This window comes from Pseudomonas sp. Pseusp11 (assembly GCF_047304405.1).
In the GTDB taxonomy this organism is placed as follows: domain Bacteria; phylum Pseudomonadota; class Gammaproteobacteria; order Pseudomonadales; family Pseudomonadaceae; genus Aquipseudomonas.
The window spans coordinates 1-16,306 of the sequence record NZ_JBGLZF010000030.1; the positions used below are offsets into that span (position 1 = coordinate 1).

Here is a 16,306-nt window from a genome sequence, read left to right on the forward strand (position 1 = left end):
TCCCGAAACCCATGACGCCGAGCACGATGAACATCGCGGCGCCCGTGCGCATTTCCTTCAGGTGTTTTTGTCCCAGCGTTCGCAAATGGAGGCGCTAGTGAGCCGTCGTGTCGGCTGTCGGGCGACGGCGGCGGATCTGGTGCAGGATTTGTTCCTGCGCTTCTGGCGTCGGCCGCTGGTGCAGGTTGAAGAGCTCAGCACGTATCTGCTGCGTTGCGCCGGCAACATCGCCATCGACCATTTGCGCAGTGAAGGCGCGCGGGTGCGGGTCAACGAAGGCTGGATGCCGGAGCAACCGGACAGCCAGGGCTGCGAGCCGCAAGCAGCCCTGGAGGCGGGCAACGATTTGCGTCATGTCGAAGCGGCCTTGCGCGCATTGCCCGAGCGCACGCGGCAGATCTTTCTGCTCAACCGCATCCATGGCCGCAAGTACGCCGAAATCGCCAAGGCCATGGGCCTGTCCCAAAGCGCCGTGGAAAAACATATGATGCGCGCCCTCGAGGCTTGCAAGGCCAGCCTGCGGGAACCCGAACCGCGCACGCCAGGGAACGCACCGTGAACCACACCGAACGCGCCACGCCGACGCCTGCTCAGGAGCGGGACGCTTTCGCCTGGCTCAGTCTATTGCATGACCAGCCCGGCAGCGGCGATCAACTCACGTTCAGTCGCTGGTTGCAGGCTGATCCCGCCCACGCCGAGGCCTATGCCCAAGCGCAAGTGGTGTGGGAGTTGAGCGAAGTACCGGCGCGGACCTTGGCTGATGAAGAGGCTTTTGCCTTGCAGGGCTACCTCAATGCGATGAATCGCGCGCGCGGGGGGCGCGTCCGGCGTTGGTCTGGTGCGTTGGCCATAGCGGCGTGTCTGGTGTTGATGGTCGGCGTCGGCGCTGGTTGGCAGCCGTCGCGCTGGGTTGATGATCTGGGCGCGGACTATGTGTCGGCGCCGGGGCAGATTCGTACCGTGACGCTGGCGGATCAGTCGCAAGTGACACTGGATGCCGACAGCGCAATCGCAGTGGATTTCAGCCGCGGTGAACGGTATGTCCAGCTGCGTCGCGGTGCCGGATTTTTCAGCGTGACGCACACCGGCGAGCCCTTTGTGGTGGGGGCGGAAAAGGGCGAGGCGCGGGTGTTGGGCACGCAGTTTGAAGTGCGTCTGCAACCCCATGGCGCGCAGGTCACGGTGTTATCCGGGCGGGTTGCAGTGACGGCCGACAAGAACGCCGCGCAGCAAATTCTGAGCGCCGGCCAGCAAGTGGCTTATGCCGACGGCTCGGCGGACAAACTCCACGCCGTCGACAGCGAAGCGCAGTTGGCCTGGCGTCAGGGCTGGCTCAATTACTACAAAGCGACACTGGCCGATGTGGTGCAGGACCTGCGGCGTTATTACCCCGGGCGCATTGTGTTGCTCAATGAGCAACTGGCGGCGCGGCGGGTCAGCGGCAGTTTTCCGAGCCAGGATCCGCAGGCGGTGTTGAGTTCGTTGCAGGGCGTGATGGGGTTTGAGCAGCACCATGTTTTGGGGCATTTGATTATTTTGCGGTAAAGATGAAGATCAAAAGATCGCAGCCTTCGGCAGCTCCTACGCGCCTGTGGGCGCCGCCGAAGGCTGCGATCTTTTGATCTTCTGCAAATATTTTCAACTTTCTGGTGAGGTAAACCCGATCGCCATCCGTGTAGTGACTGAAACTGCGAGTCATTCGCATCCGTAGTCGTTCTACACAGGTCATGAGCAATGAAGTCCAGGGCAAAATCGGGTTCGGTCAAACAATGGTTCGGTGTATCTGCATTAAGCTTTTCAGCGTTGGCGTTGCTGCCGTTGAGCGTGGCATGGGCGGCTGAAGCCAGCAGTACCCAGCAACGCACGCCGTTCAGCTTTGCAATGGCCGCCAAACCGCTGCCCCAGGCCCTGAGCGACTTCAGCCGGATCACCGGCATCAGCGTGGTCTACACCGACGAAGCGCCTTACGGCATTACCGCTCCAGCGGTCAGCGGGCAGATGAGCGCCGAACAGGCGATGCAGCGTTTGCTCAGCGGTTCGGGCTTCACCTTCCGCCGCACTGATGCCCAGACCCTGGCGCTGGAGCCTGTGCCCAGCGAGGGCACGTTGAACCTGGGCGCCACCACCATCACCTCGGTGGCGCAACAACCCATGAGTTATCAGCCGCCGCCCACCAGTTCGGTGATGCGTTCGTCGGCCTTGCTCCAGGAAATCCCGCAGACCGTCAACGTGATCCCGGCGCAGGTCATTCGCGATCAGGCGCCGCGCAATCTGGATGATGCGCTGGCCAACGTCAGCGGCATCACCCAAGGCAACACACTGGCGAGCACCCAGGATTCGGTGATGACCCGCGGCTTCGGCGACAACCGCAACGGCTCGATCATGCGCGACGGCATGCCGGTGATCCAGGGCCGTGGCCTGAATGCCACGGTCGACCGGGTCGAAGTGCTCAAAGGCCCGGCATCCTTGCTCTACGGCATTCAGGACCCGGGCGGCGTGGTCAACATGGTCAGCAAGAAGCCCGAGCTTGAGCAGTACAACGCGCTGACCCTGCGCGGCTCGACCTATGGCGACGGCAAGAACGGCAGCGGCGGCAGCCTCGACAGCACCGGTGCCCTCGGCGATTCCGGGCTGGCGTACCGCATGGTGCTGGACCACGAAGACGAAGATTACTGGCGCAACTTCGGCACCCATCGCGAGACGCTGGTAGCGCCGTCGCTGGCCTGGTTCGGTGAAAGCACCAAGCTGCTGTTCTCCTATGAGCACCGGGAATTCCTGACCCCGTTCGACCGTGGCACCGTGATCGATCCGCGCACCAACCACCCGTTGGACGTCTCGCGCAATGAACGTCTCGACGAGCCGTTCAACAACATGGAAGGCCGCTCGGACCTGTATCACTTCGAGGCCGATCACGAACTCAACGACAACTGGAAAGCCCACTTCGGCTACAGCTGGAACCGCGAAACCTACGACGCCAGCCAGGTGCGCATCACCGCCATCGACACCAAAAAAGGCACGTTGACCCGCAGCATGGACGGCACGCAGAACGCCATCAGCACCGACCGCTTCACCACCGCCAGCCTCGAAGGCAAAGTCAATGTGCTGGGCATGCAACATGACCTGGTGTTCGGCGTCGATGACGAGTACCGCAAGATCTACCGCGAAGACCTGATCCGCCAGAAAAGCCTGAACACCTTCAGCTACGTCAACCCGGTGTATGGCCGCGAAGTGGCGGGCACCACCGTCAGCGCGCCCGACAGCGCCCAGACCGATGAGCTGCGCAGCGATTCGATATTCCTGCAGGACTCGATCCACCTCAACGACCAGTGGATTCTGGTGGCCGGCGGGCGTTTCCAGGAATACGACCAGTACGCCGGCAAAGGCGTGCCGTTCAAGGCCAACACCGACAGCAACGGCCAGAAATGGGTACCGCGCGCCGGCCTGGTGTACCGTTACACCGACGAGTTGTCGTTTTACGGCAGCTACACCGAATCCTTCAAACCCAACTCGACCATCGCACCGCTGAGCGGCAGCAGCACCGTGCTTGATGGCAGCGTGGCACCGGAGGAAGCCAAGTCCTGGGAGATCGGCGCCAAGCTCGACATGCCGGGTCGTATCACCGGCAACGTTGCACTGTTCGACATCAAGAAGCGCAACGTACTGGTCGCCAACTCTGAAGGCCCGACCACGATCTATAGCGCCGCCGGTGAAGTGCGTTCCCGTGGTCTGGAAGTGGACATGACTGGGCAGCTCAGTGACCGCTGGAGCATGATCGGCAGCTATGCCTACACCGATGCCGAAGTCACCGAAGACCCGGACTACAAAGGCAAGCGCCTGCAAAACGTCGCCCGGAACACCGGCTCGCTGTCGGCGGTCTACGACTTCGGCACCATCGTCGGTGGCGATCAGTTGCGGGTTGGCGCGGGGGCGCGTTATGTCGGTGAGCGAGCGGGTAACGCGGTGAACGATTTCGACCTGCCGAGCTACACCGTGGCCGATGCGTTTGCCACCTATGACACCAAGGTCGAAGGGCAGAAGGTCAAGTTCCAGCTCAACGTGAAGAACCTGTTTGACCGCACCTATTACACCTCGGCGGCGAGCCGGTTCTTTGTGTCGATGGGGGATTCGCGGCAGATTTCGTTGTCCAGCACCCTGGAGTTCTGAGTCAACCCGCAAAAGATCGCAGCCTTCGGCGTAGGAGCTGCCGAAGGCTCGGGCCGCGTTCGGACGATCCTTTGATCTTGCTTTACCGCAAAAACGCCTGCCGATACTCGCCGGGCGTGCCACCCAACGCCTGTCGAAACCGGTTGGTGAAATGGCTCGCACTGGCAAACCCGCACGCCAGCGCAATCTCCCCCAACGGCTGCGACGATGCGCGCAACAACTCCCGCGCGCGGCTCAGACGCCGCGCCAACACATACTGATGCGGCGGCAAGCCGAAGCTCACACGAAACATCCGCGCAAAATGATATTCCGACAGCGCGCATAAGCTCGCCAATTGCCCAAGGCTGATCGCCTCCGCCAACTGACTGTCGATGAACTCCACCAACTGCCGTCGCTGATGCGCCGCCAATCCACCCTTGAGGCGCAAGCCCTGACGCACGCCGACCTGACTGAGCAAGGCATGGCTGAGCATCTCGTGTGCCAGGCTGCTGGTGAGCAGGCGTTCGCCGGGTTCGTCCCAGTTGAGGGCGATCAACTGCCGAAAGTGCCGGGCTTGCTGCGGGTCTTCGAGGAACGTGCGCTCGCGCAGCTGCAACTCTCGCGGTTCGCGATCCAGCAGTGTGACGCAGCCAAGGGCAAATTGTTCGGGGCTGAAATACAGGTGGGCCAGGCGAATGTCGCCGTTGATCACCCAGCCTGACTGATGGTCGGCGGGCAGAATGCACAGCTTGTCCGGGCCGCCCTTGGTGCCGGGCTGGTCGCGGCGAAAGGTGCCGGTGCCGCCGGCGATGTAGCACGACAAAGTGTGATGGCTCGGCGCTTCGTAGTCCTGGGCGTCATGGTGGTTGCTCCACAAAGCCGCAGCCATGCCGTCACCGAGCTCGGCGCTGTGCTCCAGGCGAGCATTGGGCGAGCGGTTGAGGGCTTGAAAGACTTGCAGGGTTTCCAGTGCGGCCATGATCGGTTCTCTCCAACGCCTTGCATCCTACTCCGTAGACGCTGGCCTGCCAGCCTGCCGACCGACAAAAGCGCAAGTTTATGCAAGTGCAAAAGGCTGTCGCGCCGGACACTGAAGGCCTATTCAGGAGTCTTCACCATGAACCTCTCGTTATACCTGCTGACCGTGTTGATCTGGGGCACCACCTGGATTGCCTTGAAATGGCAATTGGGCGTGGTGGCGATTCCGGTGTCGATCGTCTATCGCTTCGGCCTCGCCGCGCTGGTGCTGTTCGTGATGTTGTTGCTTAGCCGGCGCCTGCAAGTGATGAACCGTCGCGGGCATCTGATTTGCCTGGCGCAGGGGCTGTGCCTGTTCTGTATCAATTTCATGTGCTTCCTCACCGCCAGCCAGTGGATCCCCAGCGGTCTGGTCGCCGTGGTGTTTTCCACCGCAACGTTGTGGAACGCCTTCAATGCGCGGGTGTTCTTCGGCCAGAAAATCGCCCGCAATGTGCTGATGGGCGGCGCGTTGGGCTTGCTCGGTCTTGGTCTGTTGTTCTGGCCGGAGCTGGCCGGTCATACCGCCAGCCCGGAAACCTTGCTCGGGCTGGCTCTGGCGTTGCTCGGAACCTTGTGCTTCTCGGCGGGCAACATGCTGTCGAGTCTGCAGCAGAGGGCCGGCCTGAAACCCCTGACCACTAATGCCTGGGGCATGGCTTATGGCGCAGCGATGTTGTTGGTGTGGTGCCTGGTCAAAGGCATCCCGTTCGACATGGAATGGAATGCCCGTTACATCGGCTCGTTGCTGTACCTGGTGATTCCGGGCTCGGTGATCGGCTTCACCGCCTACCTGACGCTGGTCGGCCGCATGGGGCCGGAGCGGGCGGCGTATTGCACCGTATTGTTCCCGGTGGTGGCGCTGAACGTGTCAGCGTTTGCCGAGGGGTATCAATGGACGGCGCCGGCATTGGTGGGGTTGGTGCTGGTGATGTTGGGCAATGTGCTGGTGTTTCGTAAGCCGCGTGCAGTGCTGTCGCCAAACCACGGCAAGTTGGCTTGAGCAGGAAAAATGTCGAGTGCTGAGCATCAGTGCTCGACTTTTAACGCGATATAAATCATCAGCGGCAATATGAAGTCGACAATATGCCGAGCCCAGTCCTTGGCGTTCCAGGTTTGCGACGTATCCATGTCGAACCATTCAACACCGATGACTTGCAGGCAGACGTAGTAAATAAATATCGCAATCAATAATCCGATGATCGAGAGTTTCTTGGCTTCGTGGAATACGTCAGCCGATTCGTTGATTTTTCGGTACAGGTGATAAGTCCCAACCAGGCAGCACGCCGTGTAAATTACTTCCATCGTAATAACGAACCAGTAAATCCGGTGGTGTAGCATGGGCGAATCGATCGCTCTGTAGCGGATGTTGTCGTTTACCTGCGTTGTGTCCATGCTCAGAATATGGGCGACATATTCATAATTTGATGAGTAGTCGGTGAAGTTGTGAAACATTACAAGTAAGCCGAAGAAGCTGATGTAAGCCATGAGAATGACTTTGCTGTAGCGAATAAGTTTGTCGGTGGTCAGTCTGTTCAATTTGATTGTTCTCCAAAGCGTTCATCGTGGATTCGATAAGTTTGGAGAGTTTATAGCGAGTGTTTTTTATTTTGTGTCAGGTTCATTTACAAGGTATGTATTGAACCGCTATTAACGGGCAAGTGTTGTACAACACTTGCCCGATTTAATTATTTGCGCCAGACCTGTGGATTCACCAGATCCTGCGGTCGTTCACCCAACAAGGCACTGCGCAAGTTGGCCAATGCACGGTTAGCCATGGCTTCACGGGTTTCGTGCGTGGCCGAGCCGATATGCGGCAAGGTCACGGCGTTTTTCAGTTGGAACAGCGGTGATTCAGCCAGTGGTTCTTTCTCGTAAACATCCAGCCCGGCGCCACGAATCCGGTTGTTTTGCAGCGCTTCGATCAGCGCCGGTTCGTCCACCACCGGGCCGCGGGCGATGTTCACCAGAATGGCGCTCGGCTTCATCAACGCCAGTTCCCGGTGGCTGATCAGATGTTTGGTTTTTTCGCTGAGTGGCACCACCAGGCAGACGAAATCAGCTTCGGCCAGCAATTGATCCAGGCTGCGGAACTGTGCGCCGAGTTCCTGCTCCAGTTCGGTCTTGCGGCTGTTGCCGCTGTAGAGAACCGGCATGTTGAAGCCCAGTCGACCGCGACGGGCAATGGCCGCGCCGATGTTGCCCATGCCGACGATGCCCAAGGTTTTGCCATGCACATCGCTACCAAACAACGGCGCGCCGACGGTGGCTTGCCATTGCCCGGCCTTGGTCCAGGCGTCCAGCTCTGCGACGCGGCGGGCGCTGCTCATGAGCAGGGCGAAGGCCAGGTCGGCGGTGCTTTCGGTGAGCACGTCGGGGGTGTTGGTGAGCATGATCCCGCGTTCGTTGAAGTAGGCGAGGTCATAGTTGTCGTAGCCGACGGATACGCTGGACACCACTTCCAGTTTGCTGGCGTTTTCCAGTTGCACCCGGCCGAGTTTGCGACCAACGCCGATCAGGCCATGGGCGTGGGGCAGGGCTTCGTTGAACTGGGCGGCGATGTCGCCGTTTTTCGGGTTCGGCACGATCACATCGAAATCCTGTTGCAGGCGTTCGATCATCGGCGGGGTGATGCGGCTGAAGGCGAGGACGGTTTTTTTCATTGGAGAGGGGCTCGTCGGGCGTGGAGATTGCCAAGCAAGCTAACATTCTTCGCGGACATTATGCGAGTGCTTGGATTGCCCGGGGGGTACCCCATTCAAAATTGTGGGAGCGACCTGTGGCGAGGGGGCTTGCCCCCGTTTGAGTGCGTAGCACTCACAAGATCTTTGGTACATCAGAGATTTTGGGGCTGCTACGCAGCCCAACGGGGGCAAGCCCCCTCGCCACAGTCTTGCTCCCACAATGGATCAGCTGTGTGGCGCAGGTTTCGGTACGTCGACGTTATCCAGCACTCGGTTCACCGCCAGTTCGGCCAGCATGATGAGTTGCTGGATCGCCAGGAGCGTATGCCGCTGCGGGGCGTCGACATAGGCGGCGATGTCGCTGGTCATGACGCTGGCCGAGGCCAGGGATTCGCAGACATGAGCCAGCAGGCTTTCGTTATCCATGTCCGGCGCGACCATGAACATCCTGCTGGGCTTGCGGCCTTCGGGTTGTTTGGGTGGTGGCTTGAGGTAGTGGTCGAGCGCGCGCTCGGCGGCGTCGTGGAGTTTTTTCGAATCGAGAGATTCGTAGGGGGAAACGTCGTCGGTTTCCGGAGGGTTCGGTGTTTCTTTAATCATGCGGAAGTTACTCATTGGCAGATGAAGTGGAACTGCCATCTTTCGTTTTCCAGACGAAAGGGTGGCAGCTGTGCGCGGACTGGAAAAACCGGAACACCCACCAAAACCCGGCAGACCCGAAGGTCTCCCGCGCACAGCCGCCATAACAAGGATTGCGTGCAGTAAAAAGCGCCGCAGTATGCCATGGGGTGTGGTCAGTGTTCGCCAGGTTTTCCAGACCTGATCGCTGATTTTGCAGCGACCCACAAAGACTACCCACTTCGCTTCCGACGCAACAACCGCCAGAACTTGTCGGAAACCTCCCCAAAAACCACCGCGTCTGTAGGACCGTGAAATCAGTTCGCCAGCCGAGCCCCACCCAAGCTGCCGCTCAATTCATACGCCGCCAACTCCGCCTGATGCGCCGCCAGAATCTCCGGCAACGACCCGCGCAAGTACTCGACCCACGTCTTGATCTTCGCGTCCAGATACTGCCGCGACGGGTAAATCGCATACAGGTTCAATTCCTGCGAGCGGTACTTTGGCATCACCCGCACCAGCGTACCGTTGCGCAAGCCTTCAATCGCCGCATACACCGGCAACACACCAACCCCCATGCCACTGGTGATCGCTGTCTTCATCGCGTCAGCGGAGTTCACCAAGAACGGTGAGCTGTTGATGGTGACCATTTCCTGGCCTTCGGGGCCATCGAAAGCCCACTTTTCCAGTGGGATCACCGGGCTCACCAGGCGCAAGCACATGTGATTGAGCAAATCGCTGGGCTTCTGCGCGCAGCCGTTGGCTTTTACATAGGCGGGCGATGCGCAAACGATGCTGTAGGTGATGCCCAAACGCTGGGAGACGAAGCCCGAGTCGGGCAGTTCGCTGGCGAGCACGATGGACACGTCGTAGCCCTCGTCGAGCAAGTCCGGCACACGGTTGGCCATGGTCAGGTCAAAGGTCACGTCCGGGTGGGTCTTGCGGTAGCGAGCGATGGCGTCGATCACGAAGTGCTGACCGATGCCGGTCATGGTGTGCACCTTGAGTTGCCCGGCCGGGCGCGCGTGGGCGTCGCTGGCTTCGGCTTCGGCTTCTTCGACATAGGCCAGGATCTGCTCGCAGCGCAACAGATAGCGCTTGCCCGCTTCGGTCAGGGCAATGCGCCGGGTGGTGCGGTTGAGCAGGCGGGTTTGCAGGTGGGCTTCCAGGTTGGAGACCGCGCGCGAGACATTGGCCGTGGTGGTGTCCAGTTGTACGGCGGCGGCGGTGAAGCTGCCGGCCTCGGCCACGTAACTGAAGGCGCGCATGTTTTGCAAAGTGTCCATGGGGTGCTCTCTTGGCGGATGGCAAATTGTGACACGAAGTTTCAGGGACTGAGACCCCGACCAAGGGATTATCTCGTTAACGGTAACAAAGATTCACAAGATTCCCAGCTTATCGCCAACAAGGCCCACCCCTAGAATTGCGCCCACCCAGTAGGAGCTGTCGAGTGAAACGAGGCTGCGATAACGGCAACATCAAAAGATCGCAGCCTCGTTTCACTCGACAGCTCCTACTGGGGATCTATCTCACCTCAGGAAATCGCAGCAGTGCCGCGTCGCATCAACAGAGCGCTCAAGACGCTCAGTGTTTTGGCTTTAACCCTGGCAATCAGCGGCTGCATCGGAACCGGCGGTATTGCCCCACAAGGCAAGGCACTGGAGGCCAATTCATTGGCCACCGACGAAGCCATCCAGAGCGCCGCCCGGGACGCTCACTGGCCCACCGCCCAATGGTGGCAAGCCTACGGCGACCCGCAACTGAACCGCTGGATCTCCCTCGCCCTGCAAGACAGTCCGAACATGGCCATGGCCGCCGCGCGGGTGCGTCAGGCCCGGTCCATGGCGGGTGTTGCCGAGTCCGCTGAGTCGCTGCAGATCAATGGCCAGTCGACCCTCAAACGCCACAACTGGCCCACCGATCAGTTCTACGGCCCCGGTGAGTTGGCCAACACCACCACTTGGGACAACAACGCCGCGCTGGGCTTCAGCTATGCCCTCGACCTCTGGGGCCGCGAAAGCAACGCCACCGAGCAAGCGGTGGACATGGCTCACATGAGCGCCGCCGAAGCACGGCAGGCCCAGCTCGAACTGCAGAACAACATCGTGCGCGCCTACATCGAACTCTCGTTGCATTACGCGCAGAGAGACATCGTTGCCGCGACCTTGAAGCAACAACAGCAAATCCTCGACCTGGCGCAAAAGCGTCTGGACGGTGGCATCGGCACACATTTCGAAGTCAGCCAGGCTGAAACGCCGTTGCCGGAAACCCATCGCCAACTCGATGCGCTGGACGAAGAAATCGCCCTCAGCCGTAACCAGCTCGCGGCCTTGGCCGGTAAGGGCCCGGGGGAGGGCGCACAGTTGCAACGTCCGACGCTGTCGCTGGGGGCGGCGCTGAAGTTACCGTCATCGTTGCCGGCGCAATTGCTCGGGCAACGCCCGGACGTGGTTGCCAGTCGCTGGCAAGTGGCGGCCCAGGCGCGGGGCATCGATGTCGCTCACGCAGGCTTCTATCCCAACGTCGATCTGGTCGGTAGCCTCGGCTACATGGCCACCGGTGGCGGTGCGTTGGAGTTCCTGACCGGCAAGAAGCTCAACTACAGCGTGGGACCTGCGATCTCGCTGCCGATTTTCGACGGCGGCCGCTTGCGTGCGGAGTTGGGTGAAGCCTCGGCCGGGTATGACATCGCCGTGGCCAAGTACAACCAGACGCTCGTCAATGCGCTGAAGAACATCTCCGATCAGTTGATCCGCCGCGAGTCGATGGACAAGCAGCAAACGTTCGCCGCCGAATCGGTGGCCACGGCGCAGAAGACTTACGACATCGCGATGATCGCCTATCAACGTGGGCTCACCGATTACCTCAACGTACTCAATGCGCAGACCTTGCTGTTCAAGCAACAGCAAGTGCAGCAGCAGGTTCAGGCTGCGCGGTTGAGTGCTCATGCGGAGTTGGTGACGGCGCTCGGCGGCGGACTCGATGCGGGCGACGACGTCCCGAATGCCGAGAAAACCCAGCCCCCGAAAACCCCGAGCCTTTTGAAGTGAGCGCGACGTTTCAGGCACTCCCACAGTTCCTCAAGCCCTAGACCATTGAGCAAAATTTCATGACTCCCTTGCCCGCACCCTTGCGCTGGCTGTATTCCCTTGAATGGCGCCGGGGTTTCTTCGACTGGGCGCGCAGCGATGGCGTGACCTGGGTCTACATTTTCAAGGTGCTGATCGCCGCGTTCCTCACGCTGTGGCTGGCCATGCGTCTTGAATTGCCGCAACCGCGCACCGCGATGATTACCGTGTTCATCGTCATGCAGCCGCAAAGCGGCCAGGTGTTCGCCAAGAGTTTCTATCGCTTCCTCGGCACGTTGGCCGGGTCGGCGGTGATGGTCGCGCTGATTGCCTTGTTCGCGCAGAACACCGAACTGTTCCTCGGCTCGCTGGCGATCTGGGTCGGCCTGTGCACGGCTGGCGCAGCGCGTTGTCGCAACTTTCGCGCCTATGGATTTGTGCTCGCCGGTTATACGGCGGCGATGGTTGGGCTGCCCGCTCTGGCTCACCCGGATGGCGCATTCATGGCTGCGGTCTGGCGAGTGCTGGAAATCTCCCTGGGGATTCTCTGCTCGACGCTGGTCAGCGCCGCGATCCTGCCGCAAACCGCCAGTGCGGCGATGCGCAATGCGTTGTATCAGCGCTTCGGTGTGTTCGCGTTGTTCGTCACTGATGGCTTGCGCGGTCGCAGTCGGCGCGAAGCGTTTGAAGCAAGCAACGTTCGGTTCATCGCCGAAGCGGTGGGCCTGGAAGGACTGCGCAGCGTCACGGTGTTCGAAGACCCGCACATGCGTCGACGCAACGGGCGGCTCAGTCGTTTGAACAGCGAGTTCATGGGCGTCACCACACGCTTCAATGCCCTGCATCAGTTGCTCGAGCGCTTGCGCGGCAGCGGCGCCGATCATGTTGTCGCGGCGATCAAACCAGGGTTGCAGGACCTGGCCGAAGTGCTCGACGGTTTCAGCGGCCGTGCGTTGACCAGCCCTGATGCCGCTCGCCTGGCCAGCGCCTTGGCGACCTATAAGGACAACTTGCCGGCGCGGGTGCGCAAGCTGCGGGCGAGCTTTCAGGAGAGCGATCCGAGCGACGCCGAGCAGTTGGATTTTCACACCGCCTACGAACTGCTTTATCGCTTCGTCGACGACTTGCACAGTTATGCACAGACCCACGCGTCCCTGGCCGATCACAGCCACGAACGGGAGCGTTGGGACGAGCCCTTCACCCCGCAAACCAACTGGCTGGCCTCGGCGGCATCGGGGATTCGCGCAGCGTTCATCCTTGTGGTGCTCGGCGGTTATTGGGTGGCCACCGCGTGGCCGAGTGGGGCGACCATGACCCTGATCGCCGCAGCCACCGTGGGCCTGTCAGCGGCGACGCCTAACCCCAAGCGCATGGCGTTTCAGATGGCCTGCGGGACCTTGCTCGGGGCGCTGATCGGCTTCGTCGAGATGTTTTTCATCTTCCCCTGGATCGACGGTTTTCCATTGCTTTGCGTGATGCTCGCGCCGGTGATCGTGCTCGGCTCGTTCCTCACTTCTCGGCCGCAATACGCCGGTGTCGGCCTGGGGTTGCTGATCTTCTTCAGCACAGGTTCCGTGCCGGACAACCTTACGGTCTACAACCCTTACGCCTTCATCAACGACTACATCGCCATGGTCATGGGCATGCTGGTGTGCGCGGCGGCCGGGGCAATCATTCTGCCGCCCAACAGCCGCTGGTTGTGGCGGCGGCTGGAGCAGGACTTGCGCGGGCAAGTGGTGTACGCCATCAGCGGCAAACTCAAAGGCCTGGCGTCGAGTTTTGAAAGTCGCACGCGGGACTTGCTGCATCAGGCCTATGGCCTCGCCGCAGGGCAGCCGCAGGTGCAGCGGGACTTGTTGCGCTGGATGCTGGTGGTGCTGGAAGTCGGCCACGCGATAATCGAACTGCGTAAGGAGCAAGCGATTCTGCCGGTGCACCCGGCGTATGCCGAATCCCAGCCGTGGCGCCAGTCCATCCGGGTGATGGGCCGTTCGCTGGTGCGGCTGTTTCTGCAACCGGGCCAGAGCAATCTGGAGCGGGCGCTGGTCGCCGTCGACCACGCGATCGGCCGCGTGCAGGCCACCGACGAACCCTTCGCGCCACACTTCGACACCTCTGCCTTGCGCCGGGTGAAGAGCTATCTGCACTTCATCCGCACCTCGTTGCTCGACCCGCAATCGCCGCTGGCCTCATACACCACTGCCAAGCCCCAAGGACTTGAACATGCCTCGTGAAATCGCCTTCCACGGCGTGTACATGCCGACCATGACCCTGATGTTTTTCATTGCGGCGGCGCTGGCCTGGGCCCTTGACCGATTCTTGTCCGGGTTCGATCTGTACCGTTTCTTCTGGCACCCGGCGCTGCTGCGCCTGAGCCTGTTTACCTGTCTGTTCGGCGCGCTGGCGCTGACTGTCTACCGTTGACTCTCTATCACTGAAGAAGGCCCTGATGAAAAAGCTTTTCAGCCTGCTCGCGACCCTGCTGGTGCTGGCCCTTGCCCTGTGGATCGGCCGGACCTTGTGGGTGCATTACATGAACACGCCCTGGACCCGTGACGGCCGGGTGCGCGCCGACATCATCAACGTCGCCGCCGACGTGACCGGTGAGGTGGTGGAGGTGCCGGTGCGCGACAACCAGTTGGTGAAAAAGGGCGACCTGCTGATGCGTATCGACCCCGAGCACTACCGCCTCGCGGTGAAACAGGCGCAGAGCCTGGTAGCTTCGCGCAAGGCCACGTGGGAGATGCGCAAGGTCAATGCCCATCGCCGCGCCGACCTCGACAACCTGGTGATCTCCAGGGAAAACCGCGACGACGCCAGCAACATCGCCGACTCGGCCCTGGCCGATTACCAGAACGCGCAAGCGCAACTGGAAGCCGCCGAACTGAACCTCCAACGCACCGAAGTGCGAGCGGCGGTGGACGGCTACGTCACCAACCTCAACGTCCATCGCGGTGACTACGCGCGCATCGGCGAAGCGAAAATGGCGGTGGTCGACATGAATTCGTTCTGGGTGTATGGCTTCTTCGAAGAAACCAAACTGCCGCATGTTCACGTGGGCGATAAAGCCGACATGCAATTGATGAGTGGCGAAGTGCTCAAGGGCCACGTGGAAAGTATTTCTCGCGGCATCTACGACCGCGATAATCCGGAAAGCCGCGAGCTGATCGCTGATGTGAATCCGACTTTTAACTGGGTGCGTCTGGCGCAGCGGGTGCCAGTAAGGATTCACATTGATGAAGTGCCGGAGGGCGTGCTGTTGGCGGCGGGGATTACGTGTACGGTGGTGGTGAACCCCCCGGCTGGCAAATGACCTGTGGCGAGGGGGCTTGTCGGAACGCCGCACCGCCCCGTTGGGCTGCGCAGCAGCCCCCAAAAATCTGCAAACCGGTACGGTCAGACACACCGCGGAATCAGCCTTGCGACGGCTGCGCCGCCGAACGGGGGCAAGCCCCCTCGCCACAAGGGAACGGTTTCAGCCCTGGCAAAACGTCTCATGCAAATGCCGCCAAATCACCTTGCCATCGGCCTGTTTTTCAAACACTACCGAGGACCGCCGATCAGAATGCAGCCCCGTCGCATCGGTCTGCTGTTCGCGGTAACTGACCACTGCGCCGCCGTCATACAGCGCGACACCTCGCAACTCGCTGAGCTCAATCCTGAACCCGAGCTTCTTCCCGCCCGCGAGTAGAAACAATTCATTCAACGCCTCGAAATCCAGTACCCGGCCCAACGGCGAGACCATGGAAAACTGCGGTGAAAAACGCGTCAGCAATTGTTCAAGCTCGGCCTCGTCTCGCTCCTCGGCCAACCATTGCTCGATGGCTACGTGGGCCTGGATCACTTCGTCAAAGTATTCGGTGTAGTCGGTCATGCTGTTTCCTGAAAGTCTGAAAAGTGTGTTCTGACGCCTTCGCGGTCTCAGAGCTGCCCGCGTAACCCGAACCGCTTCATCAACCCCGACTCCAGCAACCCCTTGGGCAACAATCCCGCCATCAACGGCAACGCCCGGCTGCCGTTACCCAAACGCACCAGACGCGGTGGTTTGCTCTGCTGCACAGCCTTGAGCAAACCGGCGGCAAATTCACTGGCTGGTGTCGGCTTGTCTTGAGAGGCCTTGGCCCGTGCACGAATACCTTCACGCAGTGGAAACCACGGTGATTGTTCGGTGATCAGTTGCTCGGCTTCGTGGCCGGCATTCTTCGCGAAGCTGGATTGGATGGCGCCCGGTTGGACTTCCATGACTCGTACACCAAACGGCGCCAGCTCCATGCGTAACGCATCGCTCAAGGCATGCACGGCGGCTTTCGAGGCGCAGTAGGCACCGGCAAACGGCGTGACCAAAACCCCGGAAACGCTGCCGATATTTACCACCAGCCCCCGGGCGCGACGCAGTACCGGGAACATCGCGCGAGTGACGCCGACAATCGCAAACACGTTGGTTTCGAACTGGCGCTGCATGGCCGGCACGCCGCCATCGAGCAGTGGCCCCATGGCGCCGTAACCGGCATTGTTGATCAGCACATCGAGGCCGCCATGCTGCTGGTTGATTCGTTCGCTCAACTGTTCGAGTGCCGGGCCATCGTTGACATCCAGTTGCACGGCGGTGAAACCGGCGGCTGTCAGCGCCGCCACGTCTTCAGCCTTGCGAGCGCTGGCCCAGACTTTGTAACCGGCACTTTTGAAGGCATCGGCGAGGGCGCGGCCAATGCCGCTGGAACAACCGGTAATCAACGCAACAGGCATGGCGCGGTCCTTGTGCAAAAGAAAATGGGG

The 16,306-nt window shown here is 60.7% G+C and carries 16 protein-coding genes; 8 read left to right on the plus strand and 8 right to left on the minus strand.

The features are described 5' to 3' along the window. The coding region (locus tag ACCC96_RS21845) for an RNA polymerase sigma factor (protein ID WP_413696877.1) at window positions 1–559 on the plus strand (559 nt) is incomplete at its 5' end. Then, window positions 556–1,545 carry a FecR family protein gene (locus ACCC96_RS21850; protein ID WP_413696878.1) on the plus strand — a complete coding sequence of 330 codons (990 nt, stop codon included), beginning with the start codon at window positions 556–558 and terminating at the stop codon, window positions 1,543–1,545. The genes ACCC96_RS21845 and ACCC96_RS21850, both read left to right, overlap by 4 nt. Here ACCC96_RS21850 and ACCC96_RS21855 read toward each other — a convergent pair. Then, window positions 1,532–1,699 carry a hypothetical protein gene (locus tag ACCC96_RS21855; protein ID WP_413696879.1) on the minus strand — a complete coding sequence of 56 codons (168 nt, stop codon included), beginning with the start codon at window positions 1,697–1,699 and terminating at the stop codon, window positions 1,532–1,534. The genes ACCC96_RS21850 and ACCC96_RS21855 overlap by 14 nt on opposite strands. 35 nt (window positions 1,700–1,734) lie before the next feature. Here ACCC96_RS21855 and ACCC96_RS21860 point away from each other — a divergent pair, with 35 nt between their 5' ends. Then, the gene (locus ACCC96_RS21860; protein WP_413696880.1) at window positions 1,735–4,164 is read left to right on the plus strand and encodes a TonB-dependent siderophore receptor; all 2,430 of its coding nucleotides are present in this window, start codon (window positions 1,735–1,737) and stop codon (window positions 4,162–4,164) included. Between the two features lie 82 nt (window positions 4,165–4,246). Here the strand turns inward: ACCC96_RS21860 and ACCC96_RS21865 are convergent, their stop codons facing one another. Beyond that, complete coding sequence (locus tag ACCC96_RS21865) at window positions 4,247–5,122, minus strand: helix-turn-helix domain-containing protein (protein ID WP_019647703.1); 876 nt, start codon at window positions 5,120–5,122, stop codon at window positions 4,247–4,249. Between the two features lie 138 nt (window positions 5,123–5,260). On the opposite strand from ACCC96_RS21865, the gene ACCC96_RS21870 reads away from it, so the two are divergent. After that, window positions 5,261–6,163, plus strand: coding sequence for a DMT family transporter (locus tag ACCC96_RS21870; protein ID WP_413696881.1), 903 nt, complete (start codon window positions 5,261–5,263; stop codon window positions 6,161–6,163). Window positions 6,164–6,189: 26 nt separating this feature from the next. Here ACCC96_RS21870 and ACCC96_RS21875 read toward each other — a convergent pair whose 3' ends face one another. The 4 genes from ACCC96_RS21875 to ACCC96_RS21890 form a co-directional block, all read right to left on the minus strand. Continuing rightward, entirely contained in the window at window positions 6,190–6,699 is a 510-nt protein-coding gene (locus ACCC96_RS21875) for a DUF2165 domain-containing protein (protein WP_019647705.1), read from the minus strand. Between the two features lie 149 nt (window positions 6,700–6,848). Next, on the minus strand, window positions 6,849–7,823 hold the full coding sequence (locus ACCC96_RS21880; RefSeq protein ID WP_413696882.1) for a 2-hydroxyacid dehydrogenase: 975 nt from the start codon (window positions 7,821–7,823) through the stop codon (window positions 6,849–6,851). 246 nt (window positions 7,824–8,069) lie between these two features. After that, window positions 8,070–8,444, minus strand: a complete 375-nt coding sequence (locus ACCC96_RS21885) for a DUF6124 family protein (protein WP_413696906.1) — start codon at window positions 8,442–8,444, stop codon at window positions 8,070–8,072. A 335-nt stretch (window positions 8,445–8,779) separates the two neighbouring features. Further along, a complete protein-coding gene (locus ACCC96_RS21890) occupies window positions 8,780–9,748 on the minus strand; it encodes a LysR family transcriptional regulator (protein WP_018927142.1) in 969 nt (322 codons plus the stop codon). A 264-nt stretch (window positions 9,749–10,012) separates the two neighbouring features. Here ACCC96_RS21890 and ACCC96_RS21895 point away from each other — a divergent pair, with 264 nt between their 5' ends. From ACCC96_RS21895 to ACCC96_RS21910, 4 genes are read left to right on the plus strand one after another with little or no spacing between them, the layout of a single operon-like run. Next, window positions 10,013–11,512: an efflux transporter outer membrane subunit gene (locus ACCC96_RS21895; protein WP_413696883.1), complete on the plus strand. Its 1,500-nt coding sequence runs from the start codon at window positions 10,013–10,015 to the stop codon at window positions 11,510–11,512. Window positions 11,513–11,571: 59 nt separating this feature from the next. Next, the gene (locus ACCC96_RS21900) at window positions 11,572–13,764 is read left to right on the plus strand and encodes an FUSC family protein (RefSeq protein ID WP_413696884.1); all 2,193 of its coding nucleotides are present in this window, start codon (window positions 11,572–11,574) and stop codon (window positions 13,762–13,764) included. Then, window positions 13,754–13,954, plus strand: a complete 201-nt coding sequence (locus ACCC96_RS21905; RefSeq protein ID WP_007896379.1) for a DUF1656 domain-containing protein — start codon at window positions 13,754–13,756, stop codon at window positions 13,952–13,954. The genes ACCC96_RS21900 and ACCC96_RS21905 overlap by 11 nt, the downstream gene beginning before the upstream one ends. A gap of 25 nt (window positions 13,955–13,979) precedes the next feature. Further along, a complete protein-coding gene (locus tag ACCC96_RS21910) occupies window positions 13,980–14,843 on the plus strand; it encodes an efflux RND transporter periplasmic adaptor subunit (RefSeq protein WP_413696885.1) in 864 nt (287 codons plus the stop codon). A gap of 162 nt (window positions 14,844–15,005) precedes the next feature. On the opposite strand, the gene ACCC96_RS21915 is transcribed toward ACCC96_RS21910, so the two are convergent. Continuing rightward, window positions 15,006–15,404, minus strand: a complete 399-nt coding sequence (locus ACCC96_RS21915; protein WP_258671119.1) for a DUF4440 domain-containing protein — start codon at window positions 15,402–15,404, stop codon at window positions 15,006–15,008. 47 nt (window positions 15,405–15,451) lie between these two features. After that, window positions 15,452–16,276 carry an SDR family oxidoreductase gene (locus tag ACCC96_RS21920; RefSeq protein ID WP_258671118.1) on the minus strand — a complete coding sequence of 275 codons (825 nt, stop codon included), beginning with the start codon at window positions 16,274–16,276 and terminating at the stop codon, window positions 15,452–15,454. Window positions 16,277–16,306 lie beyond the last annotated feature (30 nt).